General features: G+C 68.1%; 19 protein-coding genes. All 19 read right to left on the bottom strand.

Features of this window, described 5'->3' with window-relative positions:
* Positions 1 to 190: 190 nt before the first annotated feature.
* The 19 genes from LTT66_RS15120 to ftsH all read right to left on the bottom strand — a co-directional run bounded on the left by LTT66_RS15120 (position 191) and on the right by ftsH (position 19072).
* Positions 191 to 2746, bottom strand: coding sequence for an ATP-dependent Clp protease ATP-binding subunit (locus LTT66_RS15120; RefSeq protein WP_181719060.1), 2556 nt, complete (start codon positions 2744 to 2746; stop codon positions 191 to 193).
* Positions 2747 to 3057: 311 nt separating this feature from the next.
* On the bottom strand, positions 3058 to 3963 hold the full coding sequence (locus tag LTT66_RS15115) for an esterase/lipase family protein (RefSeq protein WP_332909685.1): 906 nt from the start codon (positions 3961 to 3963) through the stop codon (positions 3058 to 3060).
* Positions 3964 to 4076: 113 nt separating this feature from the next.
* Positions 4077 to 4667 (bottom strand): anthrone oxygenase family protein, encoded by a 591-nt coding sequence (locus LTT66_RS15110; protein ID WP_233067865.1) that lies wholly within the window; start codon positions 4665 to 4667, stop codon positions 4077 to 4079.
* A 133-nt stretch (positions 4668 to 4800) separates the two neighbouring features.
* Complete coding sequence (locus LTT66_RS15105) at positions 4801 to 5448, bottom strand: FHA domain-containing protein (protein ID WP_181719063.1); 648 nt, start codon at positions 5446 to 5448, stop codon at positions 4801 to 4803.
* Positions 5449 to 5630: 182 nt separating this feature from the next.
* The gene (locus tag LTT66_RS15100; protein ID WP_040864538.1) at positions 5631 to 5990 is read right to left on the bottom strand and encodes a histone-like nucleoid-structuring protein Lsr2; all 360 of its coding nucleotides are present in this window, start codon (positions 5988 to 5990) and stop codon (positions 5631 to 5633) included.
* Between the two features lie 115 nt (positions 5991 to 6105).
* Positions 6106 to 7605 (bottom strand): lysine--tRNA ligase, encoded by a 1500-nt coding sequence (gene lysS / locus LTT66_RS15095; protein ID WP_181719145.1) that lies wholly within the window; start codon positions 7603 to 7605, stop codon positions 6106 to 6108.
* Positions 7606 to 7866: 261 nt separating this feature from the next.
* The gene (locus LTT66_RS15090) at positions 7867 to 8289 is read right to left on the bottom strand and encodes a rhodanese-like domain-containing protein (RefSeq protein ID WP_043685961.1); all 423 of its coding nucleotides are present in this window, start codon (positions 8287 to 8289) and stop codon (positions 7867 to 7869) included.
* A gap of 8 nt (positions 8290 to 8297) precedes the next feature.
* The gene (locus LTT66_RS15085) at positions 8298 to 8906 is read right to left on the bottom strand and encodes a cysteine dioxygenase (RefSeq protein WP_233067861.1); all 609 of its coding nucleotides are present in this window, start codon (positions 8904 to 8906) and stop codon (positions 8298 to 8300) included.
* Between the two features lie 179 nt (positions 8907 to 9085).
* On the bottom strand, positions 9086 to 9883 hold the full coding sequence (locus tag LTT66_RS15080) for a type III pantothenate kinase (RefSeq protein WP_043685894.1): 798 nt from the start codon (positions 9881 to 9883) through the stop codon (positions 9086 to 9088).
* A 17-nt stretch (positions 9884 to 9900) separates the two neighbouring features.
* On the bottom strand, positions 9901 to 10320 hold the full coding sequence (panD, locus tag LTT66_RS15075; RefSeq protein ID WP_043685890.1) for an aspartate 1-decarboxylase: 420 nt from the start codon (positions 10318 to 10320) through the stop codon (positions 9901 to 9903).
* Positions 10321 to 10333: 13 nt separating this feature from the next.
* On the bottom strand, positions 10334 to 11314 hold the full coding sequence (gene panC / locus LTT66_RS15070; RefSeq protein WP_233067859.1) for a pantoate--beta-alanine ligase: 981 nt from the start codon (positions 11312 to 11314) through the stop codon (positions 10334 to 10336).
* Positions 11314 to 12243: a Rossmann-like and DUF2520 domain-containing protein gene (locus LTT66_RS15065; protein WP_233067857.1), complete on the bottom strand. Its 930-nt coding sequence runs from the start codon at positions 12241 to 12243 to the stop codon at positions 11314 to 11316. Before LTT66_RS15065 ends, panC begins: the two co-directional genes overlap by 1 nt.
* Positions 12244 to 12398: 155 nt before the next feature.
* The gene (locus tag LTT66_RS15060; protein WP_233067855.1) at positions 12399 to 13346 is read right to left on the bottom strand and encodes a DUF6779 domain-containing protein; all 948 of its coding nucleotides are present in this window, start codon (positions 13344 to 13346) and stop codon (positions 12399 to 12401) included.
* 69 nt (positions 13347 to 13415) lie between these two features.
* Complete coding sequence (locus LTT66_RS15055) at positions 13416 to 13886, bottom strand: DUF3180 domain-containing protein (RefSeq protein WP_181719146.1); 471 nt, start codon at positions 13884 to 13886, stop codon at positions 13416 to 13418.
* 2 nt (positions 13887 to 13888) lie between these two features.
* The gene (folK, locus tag LTT66_RS15050; RefSeq protein WP_233067841.1) at positions 13889 to 14425 is read right to left on the bottom strand and encodes a 2-amino-4-hydroxy-6-hydroxymethyldihydropteridine diphosphokinase; all 537 of its coding nucleotides are present in this window, start codon (positions 14423 to 14425) and stop codon (positions 13889 to 13891) included.
* Positions 14426 to 14486: 61 nt separating this feature from the next.
* Positions 14487 to 14927, bottom strand: a complete 441-nt coding sequence (gene folB / locus LTT66_RS15045; protein WP_408638799.1) for a dihydroneopterin aldolase — start codon at positions 14925 to 14927, stop codon at positions 14487 to 14489.
* Entirely contained in the window at positions 14924 to 15778 is an 855-nt protein-coding gene (folP, locus tag LTT66_RS15040) for a dihydropteroate synthase (RefSeq protein WP_233069264.1), read from the bottom strand. The genes folB and folP overlap by 4 nt, the downstream gene beginning before the upstream one ends.
* Positions 15779 to 15930: 152 nt before the next feature.
* Positions 15931 to 16542, bottom strand: a complete 612-nt coding sequence (gene folE, locus LTT66_RS15035) for a GTP cyclohydrolase I FolE (protein ID WP_227954967.1) — start codon at positions 16540 to 16542, stop codon at positions 15931 to 15933.
* A gap of 148 nt (positions 16543 to 16690) precedes the next feature.
* Positions 16691 to 19072 carry an ATP-dependent zinc metalloprotease FtsH gene (ftsH, locus tag LTT66_RS15030; RefSeq protein ID WP_233067837.1) on the bottom strand — a complete coding sequence of 794 codons (2382 nt, stop codon included), beginning with the start codon at positions 19070 to 19072 and terminating at the stop codon, positions 16691 to 16693.
* Between the last annotated feature and the right edge of the window lie 210 nt (positions 19073 to 19282).

Below are 19282 nucleotides of genomic sequence, written 5' to 3'. Positions count from 1 at the left end.
CCCAGTGACGACGCGCGACCGATGCCTCCGGCATGTCCCGCAGCGCAGTTTTTCGGCATGAACATTTTCACTCGACCCGAGACCGTGAGTTCCGTGCCGATCATTACGACGGCGGCGTCCGGACGCACCGCAGAAGCACAAAAGCCCGTGCCCACCGGCATCCGGTGGGCACGGGCTTTCGCGTTGCGACTTACTCGCCCGAGGCGGCCTCGGTGGAGCTTTCCGTCGCGCCGGTCAGCACGACTTCCGGCTTCTCTTCGGTCTGCGCCTTGGTCAGCTTCGCCTTACCGGTGAAGGTGAACTTGGCGTCCTCGCCGGAGCCTTCGCCGTCCCAGCCCTCGACATCGACCGCGATGGTCTGACCGGGGCCGATCTCGCCGAAGAGGATCTTCTCCGACAGCTGGTCCTCGATCTCGCGCTGGATGGTGCGGCGCAGCGGCCGGGCACCGAGCACAGGGTCGAAACCGCGCTTGGCCAGCAGGTTCTTGGCGTTCTGAGTGAGCTCGATCGCCATGTCCTTGTTCTTCAGCTGCGTGGCGACGCGGTTGATCATCAGATCCACCATCTCGACGATCTGGTCGGTGGTGAGCTGGTGGAAGACGATCACGTCGTCGATGCGGTTGAGGAACTCGGGGCGGAAGTGCTTCTTCAGCTCGTCGTTGACCTTCAGCTTCATCCGCTCGTAGTTCGAGCCCTCGGCATTGCTCTGCGTGAAGCCGAGGCCGACGGCCTTCGAGATGTCCGAGGTACCGAGGTTCGAGGTGAAGATCAGCACCGTGTTCTTGAAGTCCACGGTCCGGCCCTGGCCGTCGGTGAGACGGCCGTCCTCGAGCACCTGCAACAGGGTGTTGTAGATCTCCTGGTGGGCCTTCTCGATCTCGTCGAACAGCACGACCGAGAACGGCTTGCGGCGCACCTTCTCGGTGAGCTGGCCGCCCTCCTCGTAGCCGACGTAGCCCGGAGGGGCACCGAACAGCCGCGAGGCGGTGAAGCGGTCGTGGAACTCGCCCATGTCGATCTGGATGAGCGCGTCGTCGTCGCCGAACAGGAAGTTCGCCAGCGCCTTGGACAGCTCGGTCTTACCCACGCCGGACGGACCGGCGAAGATGAACGAGCCGGACGGACGCTTCGGGTCCTTCAAGCCGGCACGGGTGCGGCGGATGGCCTTGGAGACGGCCTTGACCGCGTCCTCCTGGCCGATGATCCGCTTGTGCAGCTCGTCCTCCATGCGGAGCAGACGGGTGGTCTCCTCCTCGGTGAGCTTGAACACGGGGATACCGGTCCAGTTCGCCAGCACCTCGGCGATCTGCTCGTCGTCGACCTCGGCCACGACGTCCAGGTCACCCGAGCGCCACTGCTTCTCCCGCTCGGCCCGCTTGGCGACGAGCTGCTTCTCCTTGTCGCGCAGCCGCGCGGCCTTCTCGAAGTCCTGCGCGTCGATCGCGGACTCCTTCTCCCGGCGCGCCTCGGCGATCTTGTCGTCGAACTCGCGCAGGTCCGGCGGAGCGGTCATGCGACGGATGCGCATCCGGGCGCCCGCCTCGTCGATCAGGTCGATCGCCTTGTCCGGCAGGAACCGGTCGTTGATGTAGCGGTCGGCCAGGGTGGCGGCCGCCACCAGCGCGCCGTCGGTGATGGAGACCCGGTGGTGGGCCTCGTAGCGGTCGCGCAGACCCTTGAGGATGTTGATGGTGTGCTCGACGGTGGGCTCGCCCACCTGCACCGGCTGGAACCGGCGCTCGAGCGCGGCGTCCTTCTCGATGTACTTGCGGTACTCGTCGAGGGTGGTCGCGCCGATGGTCTGCAGCTCGCCGCGGGCCAGCTTCGGCTTCAGGATCGAGGCCGCGTCGATGGCGCCCTCGGCGGCACCCGCACCGACGAGCGTGTGCAGCTCGTCGATGAACAGGATGATGTCGCCGCGGGTGTTGATCTCCTTGAGCACCTTCTTCAGGCGCTCTTCGAAGTCACCGCGGTAGCGGCTGCCCGCGACCAGGGAACCCAGATCGAGGGTGTAGAGCTGCTTGTCCTTCAGCGTCTCCGGGACCTCGCCGTTGACGATGGCCTGCGCGAGGCCCTCGACGACGGCGGTCTTGCCGACGCCGGGCTCGCCGATCAGCACCGGGTTGTTCTTGGTGCGGCGGCTGAGCACCTGCATGACGCGCTCGATCTCCTTCGAGCGGCCGATGACCGGGTCGAGCTTGCCCTCCAGCGCGGCCTGGGTCAGGTTGCGGCCGAACTGGTCGAGCACCAGCGAGGTGGACGGGGTGCCCGCCTCGCCGCGCGAACCGGACTCCACCGGCTCCTTGCCCTGGTACCCGGACAGCAGCTGGATGACCTGCTGGCGCACACGGTTGAGATCGGCGCCCAGCTTCACCAGCACCTGCGCCGCCACGCCCTCGCCCTCACGGATGAGGCCGAGCAGGATGTGCTCGGTGCCGATGTAGTTGTGGCCGAGCTGCAGCGCCTCGCGAAGGCTCAGCTCCAGCACCTTCTTGGCGCGCGGGGTGAACGGGATGTGACCGGACGGGGCCTGCTGGCCCTGGCCGATGATCTCCTCCACCTGGCTGCGCACGCCTTCCAGCGAAATGCCGAGCGACTCCAGCGACTTGGCCGCGACGCCCTCACCCTCGTGAATCAGCCCCAGCAGGATGTGCTCGGTGCCGATGTAGTTGTGGTTGAGCATCCGGGCCTCTTCCTGGGCCAGGACGACGACACGCCTCGCGCGGTCGGTGAACCTCTCGAACATCGCTCCCTCACTCTCCTGCTCCGACATTCTGGCAACAGACGCCGCAGTGTGCTGTGTACAACAACCGTGGGCGTCAGCCTGCCATGAAGCCCGGGGGTTGCGGCCCCCGCCTCCACTCTAGTTGGCGGGAGATGCCGCCGCCGCCAGTCCACCCTATTGCCGACCGGCGACAGCACGGTCATTCACTCATAACGTGGGCGGCGGGGGATTCGTTTCCGGCCGGGTTTTGCCCTCAGCGAACAGACTGCTCGCCGACCGGATCACTGCCGAACACGTCCGACCTGGGCTGCCTACCCGGTGTACGGGTGGACCTAACCGCAGGGCACGGGGCGTTGATGCGCGGGATCGAGCGCGTTGAGCACGTACGTCGCGGCCCTCCGACTGCCCGCAATGCCCGTATGTCCAGAGTAGTCCGTCGCGCAGCCGTCCTGAACCACGATATTCGTCACTCGTGGCCCGGTGACCAGTCCGGCGGTGTAGGGCACCACGAGCTCGTCCAGGACGGTCGCGATGTTGGTGTAGGTCACGTCCGGGTGGTAGACGCCGTCCGAGTTGAGGGCGCGCACGAACTCCGACCCCTGCAACACCTGGCGGCACGCCATACACGGCGACCCGGCCACGGCGTCGAAGAACGGGCCGAGGCCCAGGCGCGTGCCGAATTCGTTCAGATCCGCCATGCCGCCTGCGTTCGAGCCGAGCCAGGGCGGAGCCAGCCCGACCATCTTGTCCACCTTGCTCGCGCCCGCGAGCCGCTTGACGAAGTAGTTGCCGATGAAATTGCCCTGGGAATGGCCGATGAGGTCGACCTCGGCCGCGCCGGTAGCGGCGCGTACCCGGTCCACGAAAGCGGCGAGCTGGGCCGCGCTCTGCTCGATCGGGAGCATGCCGCCGATGGCCGAAGCGGGCCACGGCAGGTTGTAGGCGCCGAACGTGGCCGAGTACACGCAGTAGCCCTCGTTGGCCAGCAACGGCGCATACACGCCCCAGTTCGTCTGTGCGCCACCACCTGTGCCGTGCACGAGCACCACGGGGTTCGGGTGCTCGGAGCCGGGCCGGCAGGTCCAGTCGTTGGTGCCGGGCAGCGAACCGCCGGGATTCGCCAGCTCGGCGGGAATCCCGGCGAAGAAGTTGTAGTCGACCGGATATCGCTCCTGTGCAGGCCGCGCGTGCGCCGAGCCCGCGGTGACGCACACCGCGGCGAGCAGAACGATCAGCAACGAAAAGCCTGGGACACGCCGCACAATAGCCTCCCGGTCCGGTCTCGTCTTCCCGGGAAGCTACCGCACGCAGTGGCCCAGACGGAGTAGATTCCGGCGGGTCGTTGCGGAAACTAGCTCTGACCGAAGGCGGGCGCGCCGGGCCGGTCCACCGCGTACCGGCCCGCGACCGGATGGCCCGGCGTGCTCGCCGCGGCGGTGGCCTTCCCCTGCTGAACGCCTGCCACGAACAGCGCGCCGCACAGCGCCAGGAACGCCAGCGTGTGGACGACGCCCCGCACGATGTTCCAACGGACCCAGGCGGATTCGAAATCGGCGCGCACCGCGGCGAGGTCGGCGATCGAGGCCGGGTCGCCCGCCGCCGCCAGCTGGTCGTTGAGCGGAACGTTCAGGCCCGAGGTCACCGCGAACGCGATGACGTTGAGCACCAGCGCGAGCACGATCCAGATCAGCGTGCCGCGGTGCTCCCGGCCCAGATGCAGCGCGGCGGCCAGGATGGTGCAGCCGACGGTGCCGAGGAACGCGATCATGAACCACGGATTGATGATCACCACGTTGATCTTCTGCATCACGTCGATCATCACCCGGTCGTCGGTGCGGGCGAGCGCGGGCATCACCGAATTGGCGTACGCGTAGAAGAGGCCCGCGATCAGGCCCGTCGCCAGCGTGGCGAACACCAGTGCGGCGAGACGTGTGGCGGTCATGACTTCCTCCTGCTGGGAAACTCGGCCGGACCCGTTCTCGATCCGGCTGCTGAGTCCAAGTCAAGCCGCTGTCGGCACGACTCTCCATGGCCGAGAAGCTCGACCGCCTAAGCGAGCGTCTACCGTGAAGGTCTCACAGGTCCCGATCGGAAATGAGCCCACTCTGCATGGCCAAACCAGCCAGCCGGACGCGCTTCTGGTTCTGCGGCAGATCCTCCACGCCGAACTTGGCGAACAGCGCGCGCAGGTGGGTCTTGATCGCGTCGACGCTGAGGAACAGTTCCTCGGCGATCTGCTGATTGGAGGCCGGAGTGGCGAAGCCCGCGCCGTGCTTGTACGGGCGGCACAGCGCGATCAGCACCGAGCGCTGCGTTTCGGTGAGCGAGCGCGCGGTGGGCATCGAGCCGGTGGAGGTACGAGTGATGTCGTCGGACACGCCGCCGAAGTCGTGAAAGGACACCCGCGAGGTGCCGACCCGGATGACGTCGCCCGCCATCAGCCTGCGGCGACCGACCAGCCGGTCCCCGTTGACGAATGTGCCGTTGCGGGACAGACCGTCGTCCACGATGGTCCAGTGCGCGCCCAGGTATTCGACCGCCGCGTGCAGGCGGGAGACCTCCGCGTCCCAGCTCAGCGCGAGATCGGCATGCGGGGAGCGGCCGATGGTGACGCGCCCGCGGTCGGGAGTGAGCGTGAGCTCCTGCTGCCGACCGGCGTCATCGGTGAACCGCAAGAATGATCCGACGAATCCTGTCACTGCGCCGATACCTCGCCTCTCCATACCGCCAGTGACCGTCGCACGTTTCCATGGTGCCGCGTTCGGGTACCACGAGCAAGATCGATTCATCCGCCCGTGACGGGCCACCGTGGGATCCGGTCTCGCTGCTATATCGAAGGTCTATCACAAACAAGACCGCCGCCCCGACGTCGCACGATTCGCCGGGACGGCGGCCGAAAATAGAACTATCCCTTCGCGGCCTTGTTGTACGCGTCGGTGATGTCGGCGGAGATGCGGCCCCTGGCGGACACCTTGTGTCCATTCCGACGCGCCCACTCACGAATTGCGGCGCTTTGTTCCCGGTCGATCGAGACCCGGCTCTTGGGCGTGCCCGCGGCGGCCGCGGCGGCCTTGACCCGGCGCCGGCCGCTGACCCGGCGCGCATTCGAAACCCACTCTTCCAAACCGTCGCGCAGCTTCGCCGCATTTGCCGACGACAGGTCGATCTCGTACGACACACCGTCGATCGCAAACTCGATGGTCTCGTCCGCGATGGACTCACCGTCGACATCGTCGATCAGGCTAACGGTGACCTTCTTTGCCATGAGATGAACGTCCTCTCGAAATCGTGCGACCCGCATACTAGGCCGATTACCCGAGGCAAGAATACCCCGAATTCCGGAAATTCCAAGACGGAGCCGCTACTTTGCAATCCAGTGGTCACCTGGTGACCGGACGCACAATTGGGAACAGTATCGTTTCTCGGATTCCCAATCCCGTGAGCGCCATCAACAACCGATCGATTCCCATACCGGTTCCGGTGGTCGGCGGCATGCCGTGCTCCATCGCCGCGAGGAAGTCCTCGTCGAGCACCATCGCCTCGTCGTCACCCTGTGCGGCCAGCCGAGCCTGATCGACGAACCGTTCGCGCTGGATCACCGGGTCGACCAACTCCGAATAGCCCGTGGCCAACTCGAAGCCGCGCACATAGAGGTCCCACTTCTCCGTGACGCCTGCCGCACTCCGATGCTGCCTGGTCAGCGGGGAGGTCTCCACCGGGAAGTCGCGCACGAAAGTCGGGGCGTAGAGCTTGTCGCCATACTGATGTTCCCAGAGTTCCTCGACAAGTTTCCCGTGTCCGTAGCCCTTGCCCTCCGGAATTTCCAGACCGACCCGATCCGCCAGTGCCCGCAATTCGGCGACCGACGTTTCCGGGGTGACCTGCACTCCCAGCGCGTCCGACAGCGAGGGGTACATCTCCACGGTCGCCCACTCGCCGCGCAGATCGTATTCGGTACCGTCGGCCAGGGTCACCACCTGGGTGCCGAACGCCTCCTGGGCCACTTCCTGCACCAATTCCCGGGTCATCACCGCCGAGTCGTCGTAGGTGCCGTATGCCTGGTATGTCTCGAGCATCGCGAACTCGGGGGAATGCGTGGAGTCCGCGCCCTCGTTCCGGAAGTTCCGGTTGATCTCGAAGACGCGCTCCAAGCCGCCGACCACGCAGCGCTTCAGGAACAGCTCCGGCGCGATGCGCAGGTAGAGGTCCATATCGAGGGCATTGGAACGGGTGACGAACGGCCGGGCCGCCGCGCCGCCGTGCAGCGTTTGCAGCATCGGCGTCTCCACCTCGAGGAATCCCCGGCGCTCGAGCGCGTTGCGCAGCGCACGCACCACGGCGATGCGGGTACGGGCCATTTCCCTGGCTTCGGGGCGCACGATCAGATCGACATAGCGCTGCCGGACCCGCGACTCCTCGTTCATCTCTTTGTGCGCCACCGGCAGCGGCCGCAGGGCCTTCGCCGCCATGGACCAGGAATCGGCCATGACGCTCAGTTCTCCGGTGCGGGAGGAGATGACCTCACCGTGCACGAAAACGAAGTCACCGAGATCGACATCGGCCTTCCAGGCGGCGAGGGCGTCCGCGCCGACCCCGTTCAGGCTGATCATCGCCTGCAGCTTGGTGCCGTCGCCCTCCTGCAGTGTCGCGAAACACAGCTTGCCGGTATTACGCAGGAATATGACGCGTCCGGCGACGCCCACCTGTTGTCCGGTGGCGGTGTCGGCGGCCAGGTCCGGATATGCGGCCCGAATTTCCGCGAGTGTATGCGTACGCGGCACGACCACGGGATAGGCCTCGCCACCGGCCGCGAGCAGTCGCTCCCGCTTCTCCCGCCGAATCCGTATCTGCTCCGGGGCGTCGTCGGCGTCGGGCGCCACGGCAGGCCGCGAATCCGATGTCGATGCGCTGGAGGATGCAGAGTTCGGGGTGCTCACATCGAACAACCCTAGCGTGCACCGGAAATCGTTTGCGCGCCGCCCGGACTCTGACCCGGAGTAACGAAACGGTATCGATGCTCTGCCCCGATCCGGACCGTCGGTCCGAGCCTCCGGATACCCGAAATAGCCGGTGCGCATCGATCGGTGTCCGGAAACACCTGTGCGACCGGCTATTTCGAGATGGAAGTGTTCGCGGGTGATTTACAGGGACGCGAGCGCGTCGAGCTCACGCGCGAAGTGCGGCGCCCCCATGGCGACGTTCAGCAGGCCGGCCGCCTTCAATGCCTGGTAGCCGCCCACCAGGTCGGTGGCCCGATGCAGCCCGAGTTGCTGGAGAGCGGCGGCCGCCAGGCTGGAGGTATAGCCCTCGGAGCAGACGACGATCCATTCCACGTCGTGATCGGCGGCCAGCGCCAAGCGGGCGGAGCTGGTGGGGTCCAGCCGCCATTCCAGGACGTTGCGCTCGATCACCAGCGCACCGGGCAAGGTGCCCTCGCGTCCACGCTGGGCCTGGGGCCGGATATCCACCAGAATGGCGCCGCGCTCGATAGCCTGCGGCAATTCGAAGGCGTAGATCCGCTCGAGTTGGGCCCGTGCGTTCTCGAGCATCTGATCGATGGTCAAACGGGTCATCACATATCACCTTCGGGCTGGTCGGTGAGAACGGTTCGAGTGCGCCGGAGGGTGCCGTGACCGGTCACCTCGTAATAGGACATGGCGGTGAGCGGCGGGGAATAGGCGTGCACGCTCAGCGTCGGGTCGAGCGGACCCGCGGAATCGGCAGCGCCGGGCACGGCGGCGGGCGCGCGCATGACGTCGTGCACCCAGCCGATCGGGAACGAGGCCTGGTCACCCGCCGCGAGTGTGCGGCAGCGCAGTTCCGTTCCGTTCCAACGATATTCCGACAGCGCGCCGCTGAGCACGGTGAGTGCGCCGAGCGAACCGGCGTGGTCGTGCAATTCGGTCGATTTACCCGGAGTCCAGCTGATCAGCCAGACGTCGACCTCGTCGTCGGTGAGTAATCTGGCCGCCCAGCGCTCGTCCACCGGCCACGTCCCGTCCGCGGGAAGCAGGTGGTCGTACCGCCCGGCCAGCACATCCTCGGCGCCTTCATCGGTCAGCCGGAGCAGGTCGGCCGGACGCAACCGGGTAGGGAGCGCGGGCGACACCGAGCGCTCCACCGGCGGGGTAGCCGAAAACGCAGTGCGCGCGGAAGAAAGGGAAAGAACAGAGGAACGCATGAGCGAATCTCCAGGAGGAAGGTATCGGTCGAGGGCGGGAAGGCAGCCTCGATCGGTCGAGGCAAGTCAGCCTCGACAACACTCCTGGGTGCTCACGCGGGAAGTCACGAGAGTGAGTTTAACAGCATCCGGCGCGGTATCGACATGCCCGGCCTGCGACAAAGCCAACACCGCGCAATTCAGACACTTCCCTTGCGCCGCTGGTTGCGTTCGTATACGAGCCGGAGCCCGGTCAGCGTGAGGTGCGGATCGTGATCATCGATCGTTTCGGATTCCGGGACGATCAGCGGTGCGGTCGCGCCGGTCGCCACGATCGCGACATCGTCGCCCGCGAAGGCGTCGAACTCGTCGCGGATCCGATCGATCAGGCCGTCCACCAGTCCGGCGAAACCGAAGACCGCTCCGGACTGCATGCACTCCATGCTGTTCTTCCCCAGCACCGACCGCGGCCTGGTCAGCTCGGCCCGCCGCAGCGCGCTGCGTTCCACCAGCGCTTCGGTGGAGATCTCCACACCGGGCGCGATGATCCCACCCAGGAACTCGCCCTTCTTCGACACCAGATCGACACAGATCGCCGTGCCGAAATCGACGACGATCGCGGGTGCGGAATACCGCTGGTAAGCGGCCAGACAATTGACGATGCGGTCCGCGCCGACTTCTTTCGGATTGTCCACCAGCAACGGAATCCCGGTGCGCACACCGGGTTCCACCAATACGTGCGGAACGTGAGCCCAGTACTGGCCGAGCATGGCGCGCAGTTCGCGCAGCACGGGCGGCACCGTCGACAGCGCGGAGACGCCGATCACCTCGTCCAGCTGCGCGCCGACCAACCCGCGCACCTGCATGGCGAATTCGTCGGCGGTCAGCAACGGATTGGTGTGCATTCGCCAGTGCCGCACCAGTTTCGAATGCGCCCCGGAACCGGAGAACAGACCGAGTTCGATACTGGTATTGCGGACATCGATGGTCAGCAGCATGTCCCGGTCGCCGGTCCTCAGACGAACGACAGGGAGCGCGGCGAGGTCAGACCCGAGCCCTCCGGAGCGTGCGCCGGGTCCGAGCCGAGCTCGACCGGACGGTTGCGCTCGTCGACGAACACGACCTTGGGGTCGTAGTCCGCGATCTCCTGCTCGTTCAGCTGACCGTAGGCGATCAGGATGACGAGGTCACCCGGATGCACCAGGTGCGCCGCGGCGCCGTTGATCCCGATCACACCGGACCCCCGCTCACCGGCGATGACGTAGGTCTCCAGCCGGGCGCCGTTGTCGATGTCCACGATGCAGACCTGTTCGCCTTCCAGCAGGTCGGCGGCATCGAGCAGGTCTTGGTCCACGGTGACCGAGCCGACGTAGTGCAGGTCGGCGTGCGTCACGGTGGCACGGTGGATCTTCGACTTCATCATGGTGCGCAGCATTGCGTCGCCCTTTCTAGTTCGCGGGGAAGATCGGGGCGGGATCTGACACCGCCGGGGCAGGCTGGGAGGAGTCCACGGCGGGCCGCGAACCGGAGACGTTGGGATGGCCGTCGATCGGAGCGCCGAGCGTGACGGCGACGTTGTCGATGAGCCGGGTCGGGCCGACCCTGGCCGCGATCAGCAGTCTGGCGTTGCCGGTCGCCGGAGCGGGCCCCAGCGTGGCCGAGCGCAGTTCCAGGTAGTCGACGTCCACGCCGGTCGCGGCGTCGAGCACCTGGCCGGCGGCCGCGAGTACCGCGGCGCCGCCGAGGCCGCCCGCGTGCTTGCCCGCCGAGAGGGCCGCCGACAGGGCGAGCGCCGCTTCGCGCTGCACCGGGTCGAGATAGCGGTTGCGTGAGGACAGCGCCAAGCCGTCGGCCTCGCGCACGGTGACCACCGGGGTGATCTTGACGTCGAAATTCAGGTCGCGCACCATCTGCCGGATCAACGTGAGCTGCTGATAGTCCTTCTCGCCGAAGAACGCCTCGGTCGGCCGCGCTATCTGCAGCAATTTGGCGACCACGGTGAGCATGCCCGCGAAATGGGTCGGGCGGCTGGCGCCCTCCAGCTCCGCGCCGAGCGGACCGGGATGCACCGTGGTGCGCGGACCGTCGGGATACATGTCGGCCACGCTCGGCGCGAACACCAGCTCGACGCCCTCCGCGCGCAGCAGCTCGACGTCGGCGTCCAGCGTGCGGGGATATTTGTCCAGATCCTCGTTCGCGCCGAACTGCAAGGGATTGACGAAGATCGAGACGACGACGACCTGGTTGGTCCGTTTGGCCAGCCGCACGATCTCCAAGTGGCCTTCGTGCAGCGCGCCCATGGTCGGCACCAGCGCGACGGTGCGGCCGACGCCGCGCAGCGCGGCGGACACCGCGCCGAGGACCGCGGGATCGTGGTGCACGGTCAGCTCACCGGGCCGGTAGGCACCGCGCAATTTCGGGTCGAACATCAGTGTCCTTCCAGCAGCTCGATGACGGCCGGGGCGGTGCCGGCCCGTTCGGCGGTGCGCAGCGACAGCGCGCGGTAGGCCTCGGCCAGCCGGGGGTCGACCGACGACAGCGCGTCCAGATGCGCGGCCACCGCGTCCGCGTCGCCGCGGGCCACCGGGCCGGTCAGGGCGGACTGGCCGCGGCGCAGCGCGTTGTCCAGCGCCGCCGACGCCAGCGGGGCGAGCAGGCGCTCGGCCAAGCCGCCCGGCTGGTCGTCGACCAGCTGCTGGCCCATCAGTCCCGGCCCGTCCAGGGCTGCCCGCAGCGCGGCGACCGCGTCGACGATCACCGTGACCAGGTGGTTGCTGCCGTGCGCGAGAGCCGCGTGGTACAGCGAGCGTGCGGCCTCGGGCACCCGGACCGGCTCGCCGCCCATTTCGATCACCAGCGACTGCGCGATGGCGTAGCCGACCTCGTCGGCCGCGGTGATGCCGAAGCAGGCGTTGCCCAGCCGGGGCACGTCTTCGTCGTGTCCGGTGAAGGTCATGGCGGGATGGATGGCCAGCGGAAGGGCGCCGATCTCGGCGAGGGGCGCGAGCACGCCGACGCCGTTGGCGCCGGAGGTGTGCGCGACGATGGTGCCCGGCCGGACGACTCCCGCCCCGGCCAGGCCACGAACCAGGCCGGGGAGTTCGGTGTCGGGTACGGCGAGCAGCAGCAGCTCGCTACGGGCGGCCACCTGTTCGACCGGCAGGATCTCCGAGTCGGGCAGCCGGGTCTCGGCACGGCGCACCGAGGCGTCGGAGATCGCGCAGACGCCGAACACGATGTGTCCGGCCCGCTCGAGTGCGGCGCCCAATGCCGAGCCCACACGTCCCGCCGAGACGATTCCCACCGTCAGGCGTGCGGGCGCGGGGTCGAAGCCCGAAGCAGCGTTGTCGGAATTCACGCTTCTCGAGGTCAACGTTGTCCTCTCGATGTCGTTCCAGTCCCGCCATGCGGGTACCGGACGGTACGCCAAGAGAATATCGGCAGGCGGTTCTCCGCCGCCACGGGGTGCCCGCGTGATCTATGCCGCAGTGCCGGGCAGCGCCCGGCCGCGGGTCACCGGCGTTCGCGCTCCTCGGACTGCAGGTTGGCCATGATCTCCGCGACCGAAAGACGACGCGACGGCGTCTCGTCGTCGCTCTCGGCCCGGCGCCGCCTGCGCGCGCTCGGCGTGCCCATGGTCGGCGCGGAGGTCGGCCGCGGGGCGGGCTCCTGCGTCGGCCGCGGGCGCGCGGCGGGCTGGGTCGGCGGCTCGTCGACCGGCTCGTCCACGGTTTCGGTGAAGGCGTCGGCCCAGCCACGCGGCTCGGCGTAGCGCGCCTGCTCCACGTCGGCCTGCTCGGCCTCGTCGTCGATGGAGACCACCGCGGTCTCTGCGGTGACCGGATCGTCGAAGGGGCTGGCGAAGGCAGGCGGCTCGGGATGATCGGGCTCGAAGATCGGCGTCATACTGCTATGCGGTTGCTGGTCGGCGAACACCGACCACATCCCGGCATTCGCGGAGCTATTGTTCCCGGATTCCGCGCCCGAGCTGGTCAGCTCCTGAATCCGGGTCGCGTCGGCGCGCAACGCCGGGCGATCCATCGGCAGATCCCCGTCGAACAGCCGCTGCAGGCTCTGCCGCAGCACGGTGAGTTCCGCGCGCAAGGCCGCGAGTTCGGCCGCGTCGGCGCCCACTTCCTCCCGCACTCGCGCCTCTAGGCCGAGCTCGTATTGGCGTCGCGCGGTGACCTCCCGCTCCAACTGCAACTCGTAGACGGTCTGTAGATCACGGACCTTCGCCTTGTCGATATCCGCTTCCTTGCGGTACTTCGTCGCAGCCAGAGCGCCGATCGCCGCCGCCCACAGCGCCGCAATCAGACCTACCCGTACGAACTGCACGCTGTTACTGAAGATCAGGAAAACGCTGGCAACCAGGCCGAGCAAGATCAAGACGCCGACGAACAATTTTCCCGCGTCGTCCCGCCGTCGACGGGAAGTGCTGCTACGGGAGGGTGAAACCATGCCAGCCAGGGTAGCCAATAGGTGGAGCCGCGCCCACACAACGTTTGGTGATTCCGTTCGTAAAGCTAGCTAGGTAGTTGCCGCATCGTCGGTCGGATCCTCCGGCGCCCGGCAGCAATACTCCAACCAGAGGGCCGCAGCAACCAAAGCCACCCCCGCCAGCATCCCGACGATCGCACCCGGGCTGTCGGCGGCCGCCGCGCGCAGCGTGCCGCGCTGCGGGAAGACCCAGCACAGAAAACCGAGCCAGATGCCGGCGGAGATCGCACCCACCTGCACCGACGCCTTGGCCAGCGCGACGGCGCGGGCCGCGGTGATCGGATGCAACTGGTGGCGGCCGTCGCCGATCTCGTGGTCGTTGACCCTGGCCCGGATCACGAAGGCGAGCACCGCCTCGATGGCGGCCACGGGGTACAGCGAGGCTCCCGCGAACACCGAGATCGGCGGGAAGTTGTCATAGGCCACCCTGGTGGCGATCCACGCGAGGATCGCGGCGATCAGCACAGTCGCCACGAGGTCGAGGACGCGAGTCGGCTTCAGTTTCACGAGGGAGTGCCCGTCAACGAGAATTCGGTGCGGCGCACCCCGGCGCGCTCGGCCGGCTCCAGCCGCGCCAGCAGATCCGCCACGGCGTGCGGTACGCCGTCGACCTCGAGCACCGCGTCCGGCACCACGTCCAGCCACGGCACCAGCACGAAAGCGCGCCGATGCGCTCGAGGGTGCGGCAGAATCAGATCCGGGTCGGCACTGCGGCACGCGACCGGCTCTCCCTCGCGCAGTTCGGCACACCACACCACGTCCACGTCGAGTGTGCGCGCGCCCCAGCGCACTTCGCGCACGCGTCCGGCGGCATGCTCCAGATCTTGGCCCCAGCGCAGCCAGTCCGCGCAGCCGAAGCCCGGATCCTCCACCAGCACAGCGGCATTGAGGTAATCCTGCTGCGGCACACCACCCCACGGCGCGGTCGAATACACGGCGGAGGCGGCCAGCACCCGATGCCCGAACCCATCCAGCACACTGCGCAGATGGGCGAGCCGGTCCCCCAGGTTCGAACCGATGGACAGCACGGCACGGGTCATCGGCGCGCCTCCGCAGCGCTCGGCGCGGTCCGGACAATGGCCGCGCCGCCGTTGCGCTCGCTCATTCGGCGGGCTCCCCCCGGTGCCGGGAGGTGATCACCCGCACGTCGGCGAACGTGTGCGGGATCGGCGCGGACGGCTTGTGCAGCACCACCTCTACCGACTCGATCCGCGGATCGGTCATCACGTCGTCGGCGATCTCCGACACCACCGTCTCGATGAGATTGCGCGGCTGGCCTTGGACGATGCGCACCGCACGCTCGGCCAACGCGCCGTAGTCCACGGTGGCGGCCAGATCGTCGGACGCGGCGGCCAACGCGAAATCCACCCACACCGTCAGGTCGACCAGGAACTCCTGACCGTCGCGACGCTCGTGCTCGAAGACACCGTGATGTCCGAAGGCGCGCAGGCCGCGCAACTCGATCCGGTCGGCGCCGCGCCTGGTCGCCGAATCGCGCGGCGGCGCATCGTCTTCGGCGTGGACCGGGGACCGGCTCATCATCGAGCTCCTTGCGCACTGGATCGGACGGTGTCGTGCTGTGCGGCGCGCTGCCGTGCGGCATTCTGCCACGCGTCGGCGACCGCGATGGCGTCCAGCGAGGCGCGCACGTCGTGCACCCGCACACCCCACGCGCCGTGCAGCGCGGCCAGTGCCGAGATGGTCGCGGTGGCCGTCTCGCGGCCGTCCGGTGGACGCGGCCCCGCCTCGTCGGCGAGGAGCGAACCGAGGAAACGCTTGCGCGACGCACCGATCAGCACCGGCAGCCCGTGCGCGACCAGTTCGGGCAGCGCGCCGAGCAGAGCCCAGTTGTGCTCGGCGTTCTTCGCGAAGCCCAAGCCCGGGTCGAGGACCAGCCGGGACGGGTCTACGCCGGCGGCGACGGCCAGGTCCACCTGCGCGGTCAGCTCGGCGAACACCTCGGCGACCACGTCGTCGTAGTGGTCCGCCGGTCCGGTGTGCCGGTAGTCGGCGCCCGCCCGCCAGTGCATGAGAATCCACGGGACCCGCGCGGCGGCGACCACTCGCACCATGTCGGCGTCGGCGCGACCACCGGAGACGTCGTTCACCACCGACACCCCCGCCTCGATCGCCGCGGCGGCCACCGCGGCGCGCATGGTGTCCACGCTGGTCGGCACGCCCGCCGCGACCAGGCCGCGGATCACCGGGGTCACCCGGGCGGCCTCGGTCGCCGCATCAATGCGCACCGCGCCCGGCCTGGTCGACTCGCCGCCCACGTCGATGATGTCCGCGCCGGCGGCGTGCAGCCGCACGCCGTGCGCGATGGCCAGCTCGGGATCGAGGTATCGCCCACCGTCGGAGAACGAATCGCTGGTGACGTTGACCACGCCCATCACCACGCAGGAGCGCCCGTCGCGAGCGCCGACGTTCTCGAGCCCACTCGCCCGCGCTTCGGTCGCCGATCGCCCGTCCGGCCGCGCGGTGGCGGCGTCGTCCCCGGTCGCTGCGCGCCCTCCGCTGCTCGGTTCGGACACCGCGGGCCCGCTCACTTCCGGAGTATCAGATCGAGCGCCTCGGCCCGCGAGGCGGCGTTGGACTGCAGCAGCCCGCGCACGGCGGAGGTGGTGGTACTCGCGCCCGGCTTGCGGATACCGCGCATCGCCATGCACAGGTGCTCGGCCTCGATCACCACGATGGTGCCGCGCGGATCCAGCTTGCGCATCACCGCGTCGGCGATCTGGCTGGTCAGACGCTCCTGCACCTGCGGGCGCTTGGCGTACAGGTCGACCAGCCGGGCGAGCTTGGACAGACCGGTGACCCGCCCGTGCGGGCCGGGGATGTAACCGACGTGGGCGACACCGTGGAACGACACGAGATGATGCTCGCAGGTGGAGTACATCGGGATGTCCCGCACCAGCACGAGTTCCTGGTGGCCCTCATCGAACGTGGTGTTGAGCACCGAATCCGGTTCCACGTAAAGGCCCGCGAAGGTTTCCCGATAGGCCCGCGCGACCCGGGCGGGCGTCTCCCGCAGCCCAGGCCGATCCGGGTCCTCACCGACGGCGAGCAGCAACTCCCGCACCGCCGCTTCGGCCCGTGCCTGGTCGAACGATCTACCGCTCTCCAGGGCGACCGGTCCAGGCTCCGCCAGGCCGATGTCGAAACCATCGTGTTCAGCACTATCCGCTTCGGCGAGGGTGTAGCCACCGCCGTGATCGTTGGCCGACAATCGAGGACACCTCCAAACTTTCAGGGTGCCGGCAATTTCTCGGCACCCCACGATGGTCGAGCCTAATCGTCACTGCTCAGTGACGACCGTTCGGTCCATCCCAATCACCGTTGTCGCCCTCGCCGTTCGGGTTGGCGCGGCGCGGCTCTTCGTAGCCGCCGCGCTCGCCGTAACCGTCCCGGTCGTAGCCGCCTTCGGGGGTCCCCTGCGGGCCCCACTGCTGGTAGCCGTGCCGCGGCTGCTGCGAGTCACCCCAGCCGGGCTGCCCCTGCTGCTGCGGCTCGTCCCGGGGCGGCCAGCCGGGAGCCGACCAGCCCGCGGGAGCGCCGTAGTCCGGCCGCGAACCGTGCGTGCCCTGGCGCGGATAGGCCGGGGCGGGCGCCTGAGGCAGCGGGTAGCCGGGTGCCGACGGGCGGGCGTACTGCGGCGGAGCTCCGTAACCGCTTTCGTGCGGCGGGTAGCCGTTGGAGGTCTGCGGGTCACGCTGCGCGGACGCGGCCACCGCCGGTTCCGGCGGCCACGACTCGCCGCGCTCGGCGGCCAACTCGCCCGGGGTCTTCACCGGCGGCTTGTCCGAGGGGACGCGGTCGCCGAAATCGTTGAACGCGGTGATCCGCGGGCGCTTCTGCACCGACGCGAGAATCTGCTCGAGATCCTTGCGGTGCAGGGTCTCCCGCTCCAGTAGCGCGGTGGCCAGGTCGTCGAGCACGTCGCGGTAGTCGTTGAGGATGGCCCACGCCTCGGTGTGCGCGGCCTCGATCAGGTTGCGCACCTCCACGTCGATCGCGCCCGCCACCTCGTGCGAGTACTCCGAACCCATGCCCATCGAGCGGCCGAGGAACGGGTCGCCCTGCTCCTGGCCGTAGCGGACCGCGCCGAGCCGGGAACTCATGCCGTACTCGGTGACCATCGCGCGAGCGATCTTGGTGGCCTGGTCGATATCGGAGGACGCGCCGGTGGTCGGCTCGTGGAACACCAGTTCCTCGGCCGCGCGGCCGCCCATCGCCATGACCAGGCGGGCGATCATCTCCGAGCGGGTCATCAGGCCCTTGTCGTCCTCGGGCACCGTCATGGCGTGACCGCCGGTGCGGCCGCGCGCCAGGATGGTGACCTTGTACACCGGCTCGATGTCCGGCATCGCCCAGGCGGCCAGGGTGTGGCCGCCCTCGTGGTAGGCGGTGATCTTCTTCTCGTGCTCGCTGATGATCCGGCTCTTGCGGCGCGGGCCGCCGATCACGCGGTCTACCGACTCCTCCAGCGATTCGCCGGTGATCACCGCGCCGTTCTCGCGGGCGGTGAGCAGCGCGGCCTCGTTGATCACGTTGGCCAAGTCGGCGCCGGACATGCCGACGGTGCGCTTGGCCAGGCCGTCCAGGTCGGCGTCCGGAGAGATCGGCTTGCCCTGCGAGTGCACCCGCAGGATCGCGCGGCGACCGGCGAGGTCCGGGTTGCCGACCGGGATCTGCCGGTCGAACCGGCCCGGACGCAGCAGCGCCGGATCGAGGATGTCGGGGCGGTTGGTCGCGGCGATCAGGATGATGCCGGTGCGGTCACCGAAGCCGTCCATCTCGACCAGCAACTGGTTGAGGGTTTGCTCACGCTCGTCGTGACCGCCGCCGAGACCGGCGCCGCGCTGGCGGCCGACCGCGTCGATCTCGTCGACGAAGATGATGCAGGGGCTGTTCTGCTTGGCCTGTTCGAACAGGTCGCGCACCCGGGAGGCGCCGACACCGACGAACATCTCCACGAAGTCCGAGCCGGAAATGGTGAAGAACGGCACACCCGCCTCGCCGGCGACGGCACGGGCCAGCAGGGTCTTACCGGTGCCGGGCGGGCCGTAGAGCAGGACGCCCTTGGGGATCTTGGCGCCGAGGGCCTGGTAGCGAACCGGGTTCTGCAGGAAGTCCTTGATCTCGTAGAGTTCCTCGACCGCTTCGTCGGCTCCGGCCACGTCGGAGAACGTGGTCTTGGGCATGTCCTTGGACAGCTGCTTGGCCTTCGATTTGCCGAAGCCCATCATGCCGCCGCGGCCGCCGCCCTGCATGCGGGCCATCACGAAGATGAACAACCCGAGCAGGATGACCATCGGCAGCACGAACAGCAGGATCTGGGTGAACCAGCTCTCCTGTTTGACCACGGTGTTGTAGGGCGCGCCGGAGGTCTTCACCGCGTCGAAGATCTGGGCGGAGGTCTCGCTCCCGCCCGGATACTTCGCGATGATCTTGTTCTGCCCGCCGGTGGCGTCGTTGCCGTCCTTCAGTTCGATGCGCAGCTGCTGCTCACGATCATCGATCTGAATGTTCTGAACGTTGCTCTTGTTCTCGAGCTGGCTCAGGGCAACCGATGTATCGACGCTCTTCCAGCCCCGCGTGTCGTTGCCGAAATAGCTGAACGCATAGATCACGAGCAAAATGCCCGAGACTATGGCCAGGGTGCGAAACACTGTCTTGCGGTTCATAGAGCGTCGGCCGGGGCGGCCAGTCCTTTCCGGTGTCTCCGGTTCTTGCCTAGCGATGCGTCTGGCGCGTCCGGTTCCGCGGGGGTTCGGATGCGGACATGCCACGTTACCGCGTACGGTCTAGTCGATACATCGCACAGTTCGACTGCAGGTGCAGCTAATGAGGTAAACGGCTGGGGATCGACGGTGGTTCCCGATGTCTCCGGTCCG

Origin of the sequence: Nocardia gipuzkoensis (assembly GCF_021183645.1) — a bacterium.
GTDB lineage: Bacteria > Actinomycetota > Actinomycetes > Mycobacteriales > Mycobacteriaceae > Nocardia > Nocardia abscessus.
Note: the sequence above shows the minus strand (reverse complement) of the source record. Positions and strands in the feature narration are given on the sequence as shown.

What these genes read in the sequence shown, in the direction of transcription:
- LTT66_RS15080 (WP_043685894.1), bottom strand. Translation starts at nt 9,883, where the DNA reads ATGCTGCTGACCATCGATGTCCGCAATACCAGTATCGAACTCGGTCTG.
- folK (WP_233067841.1), bottom strand. Translation starts at nt 14,425, where the DNA reads ATGACCCGTGCCGTGCTGTCCATCGGTTCGAACCTGGGGGACCGGCTC.
- LTT66_RS15105 (WP_181719063.1), bottom strand. Translation starts at nt 5,448, where the DNA reads ATGGAGAGGCGAGGTATCGGCGCAGTGACAGGATTCGTCGGATCATTC.
- folB (WP_408638799.1), bottom strand. Translation starts at nt 14,927, where the DNA reads ATGATGAGCCGGTCCCCGGTCCACGCCGAAGACGATGCGCCGCCGCGC.
- LTT66_RS15100 (WP_040864538.1), bottom strand. Translation starts at nt 5,990, where the DNA reads ATGGCAAAGAAGGTCACCGTTAGCCTGATCGACGATGTCGACGGTGAG.
- folP (WP_233069264.1), bottom strand. Translation starts at nt 15,778, where the DNA reads ATGGGCGTGGTCAACGTCACCAGCGATTCGTTCTCCGACGGTGGGCGA.
- LTT66_RS15110 (WP_233067865.1), bottom strand. Translation starts at nt 4,667, where the DNA reads ATGACCGCCACACGTCTCGCCGCACTGGTGTTCGCCACGCTGGCGACG.
- panD (WP_043685890.1), bottom strand. Translation starts at nt 10,320, where the DNA reads ATGCTGCGCACCATGATGAAGTCGAAGATCCACCGTGCCACCGTGACG.
- ftsH (WP_233067837.1), bottom strand. Translation starts at nt 19,072, where the DNA reads ATGAACCGCAAGACAGTGTTTCGCACCCTGGCCATAGTCTCGGGCATT.
- panC (WP_233067859.1), bottom strand. Translation starts at nt 11,314, where the DNA reads ATGTTCGACCCGAAATTGCGCGGTGCCTACCGGCCCGGTGAGCTGACC.
- LTT66_RS15120 (WP_181719060.1), bottom strand. Translation starts at nt 2,746, where the DNA reads ATGTTCGAGAGGTTCACCGACCGCGCGAGGCGTGTCGTCGTCCTGGCC.
- LTT66_RS15060 (WP_233067855.1), bottom strand. Translation starts at nt 13,346, where the DNA reads ATGGTTTCACCCTCCCGTAGCAGCACTTCCCGTCGACGGCGGGACGAC.
- LTT66_RS15085 (WP_233067861.1), bottom strand. Translation starts at nt 8,906, where the DNA reads ATGCGTTCCTCTGTTCTTTCCCTTTCTTCCGCGCGCACTGCGTTTTCG.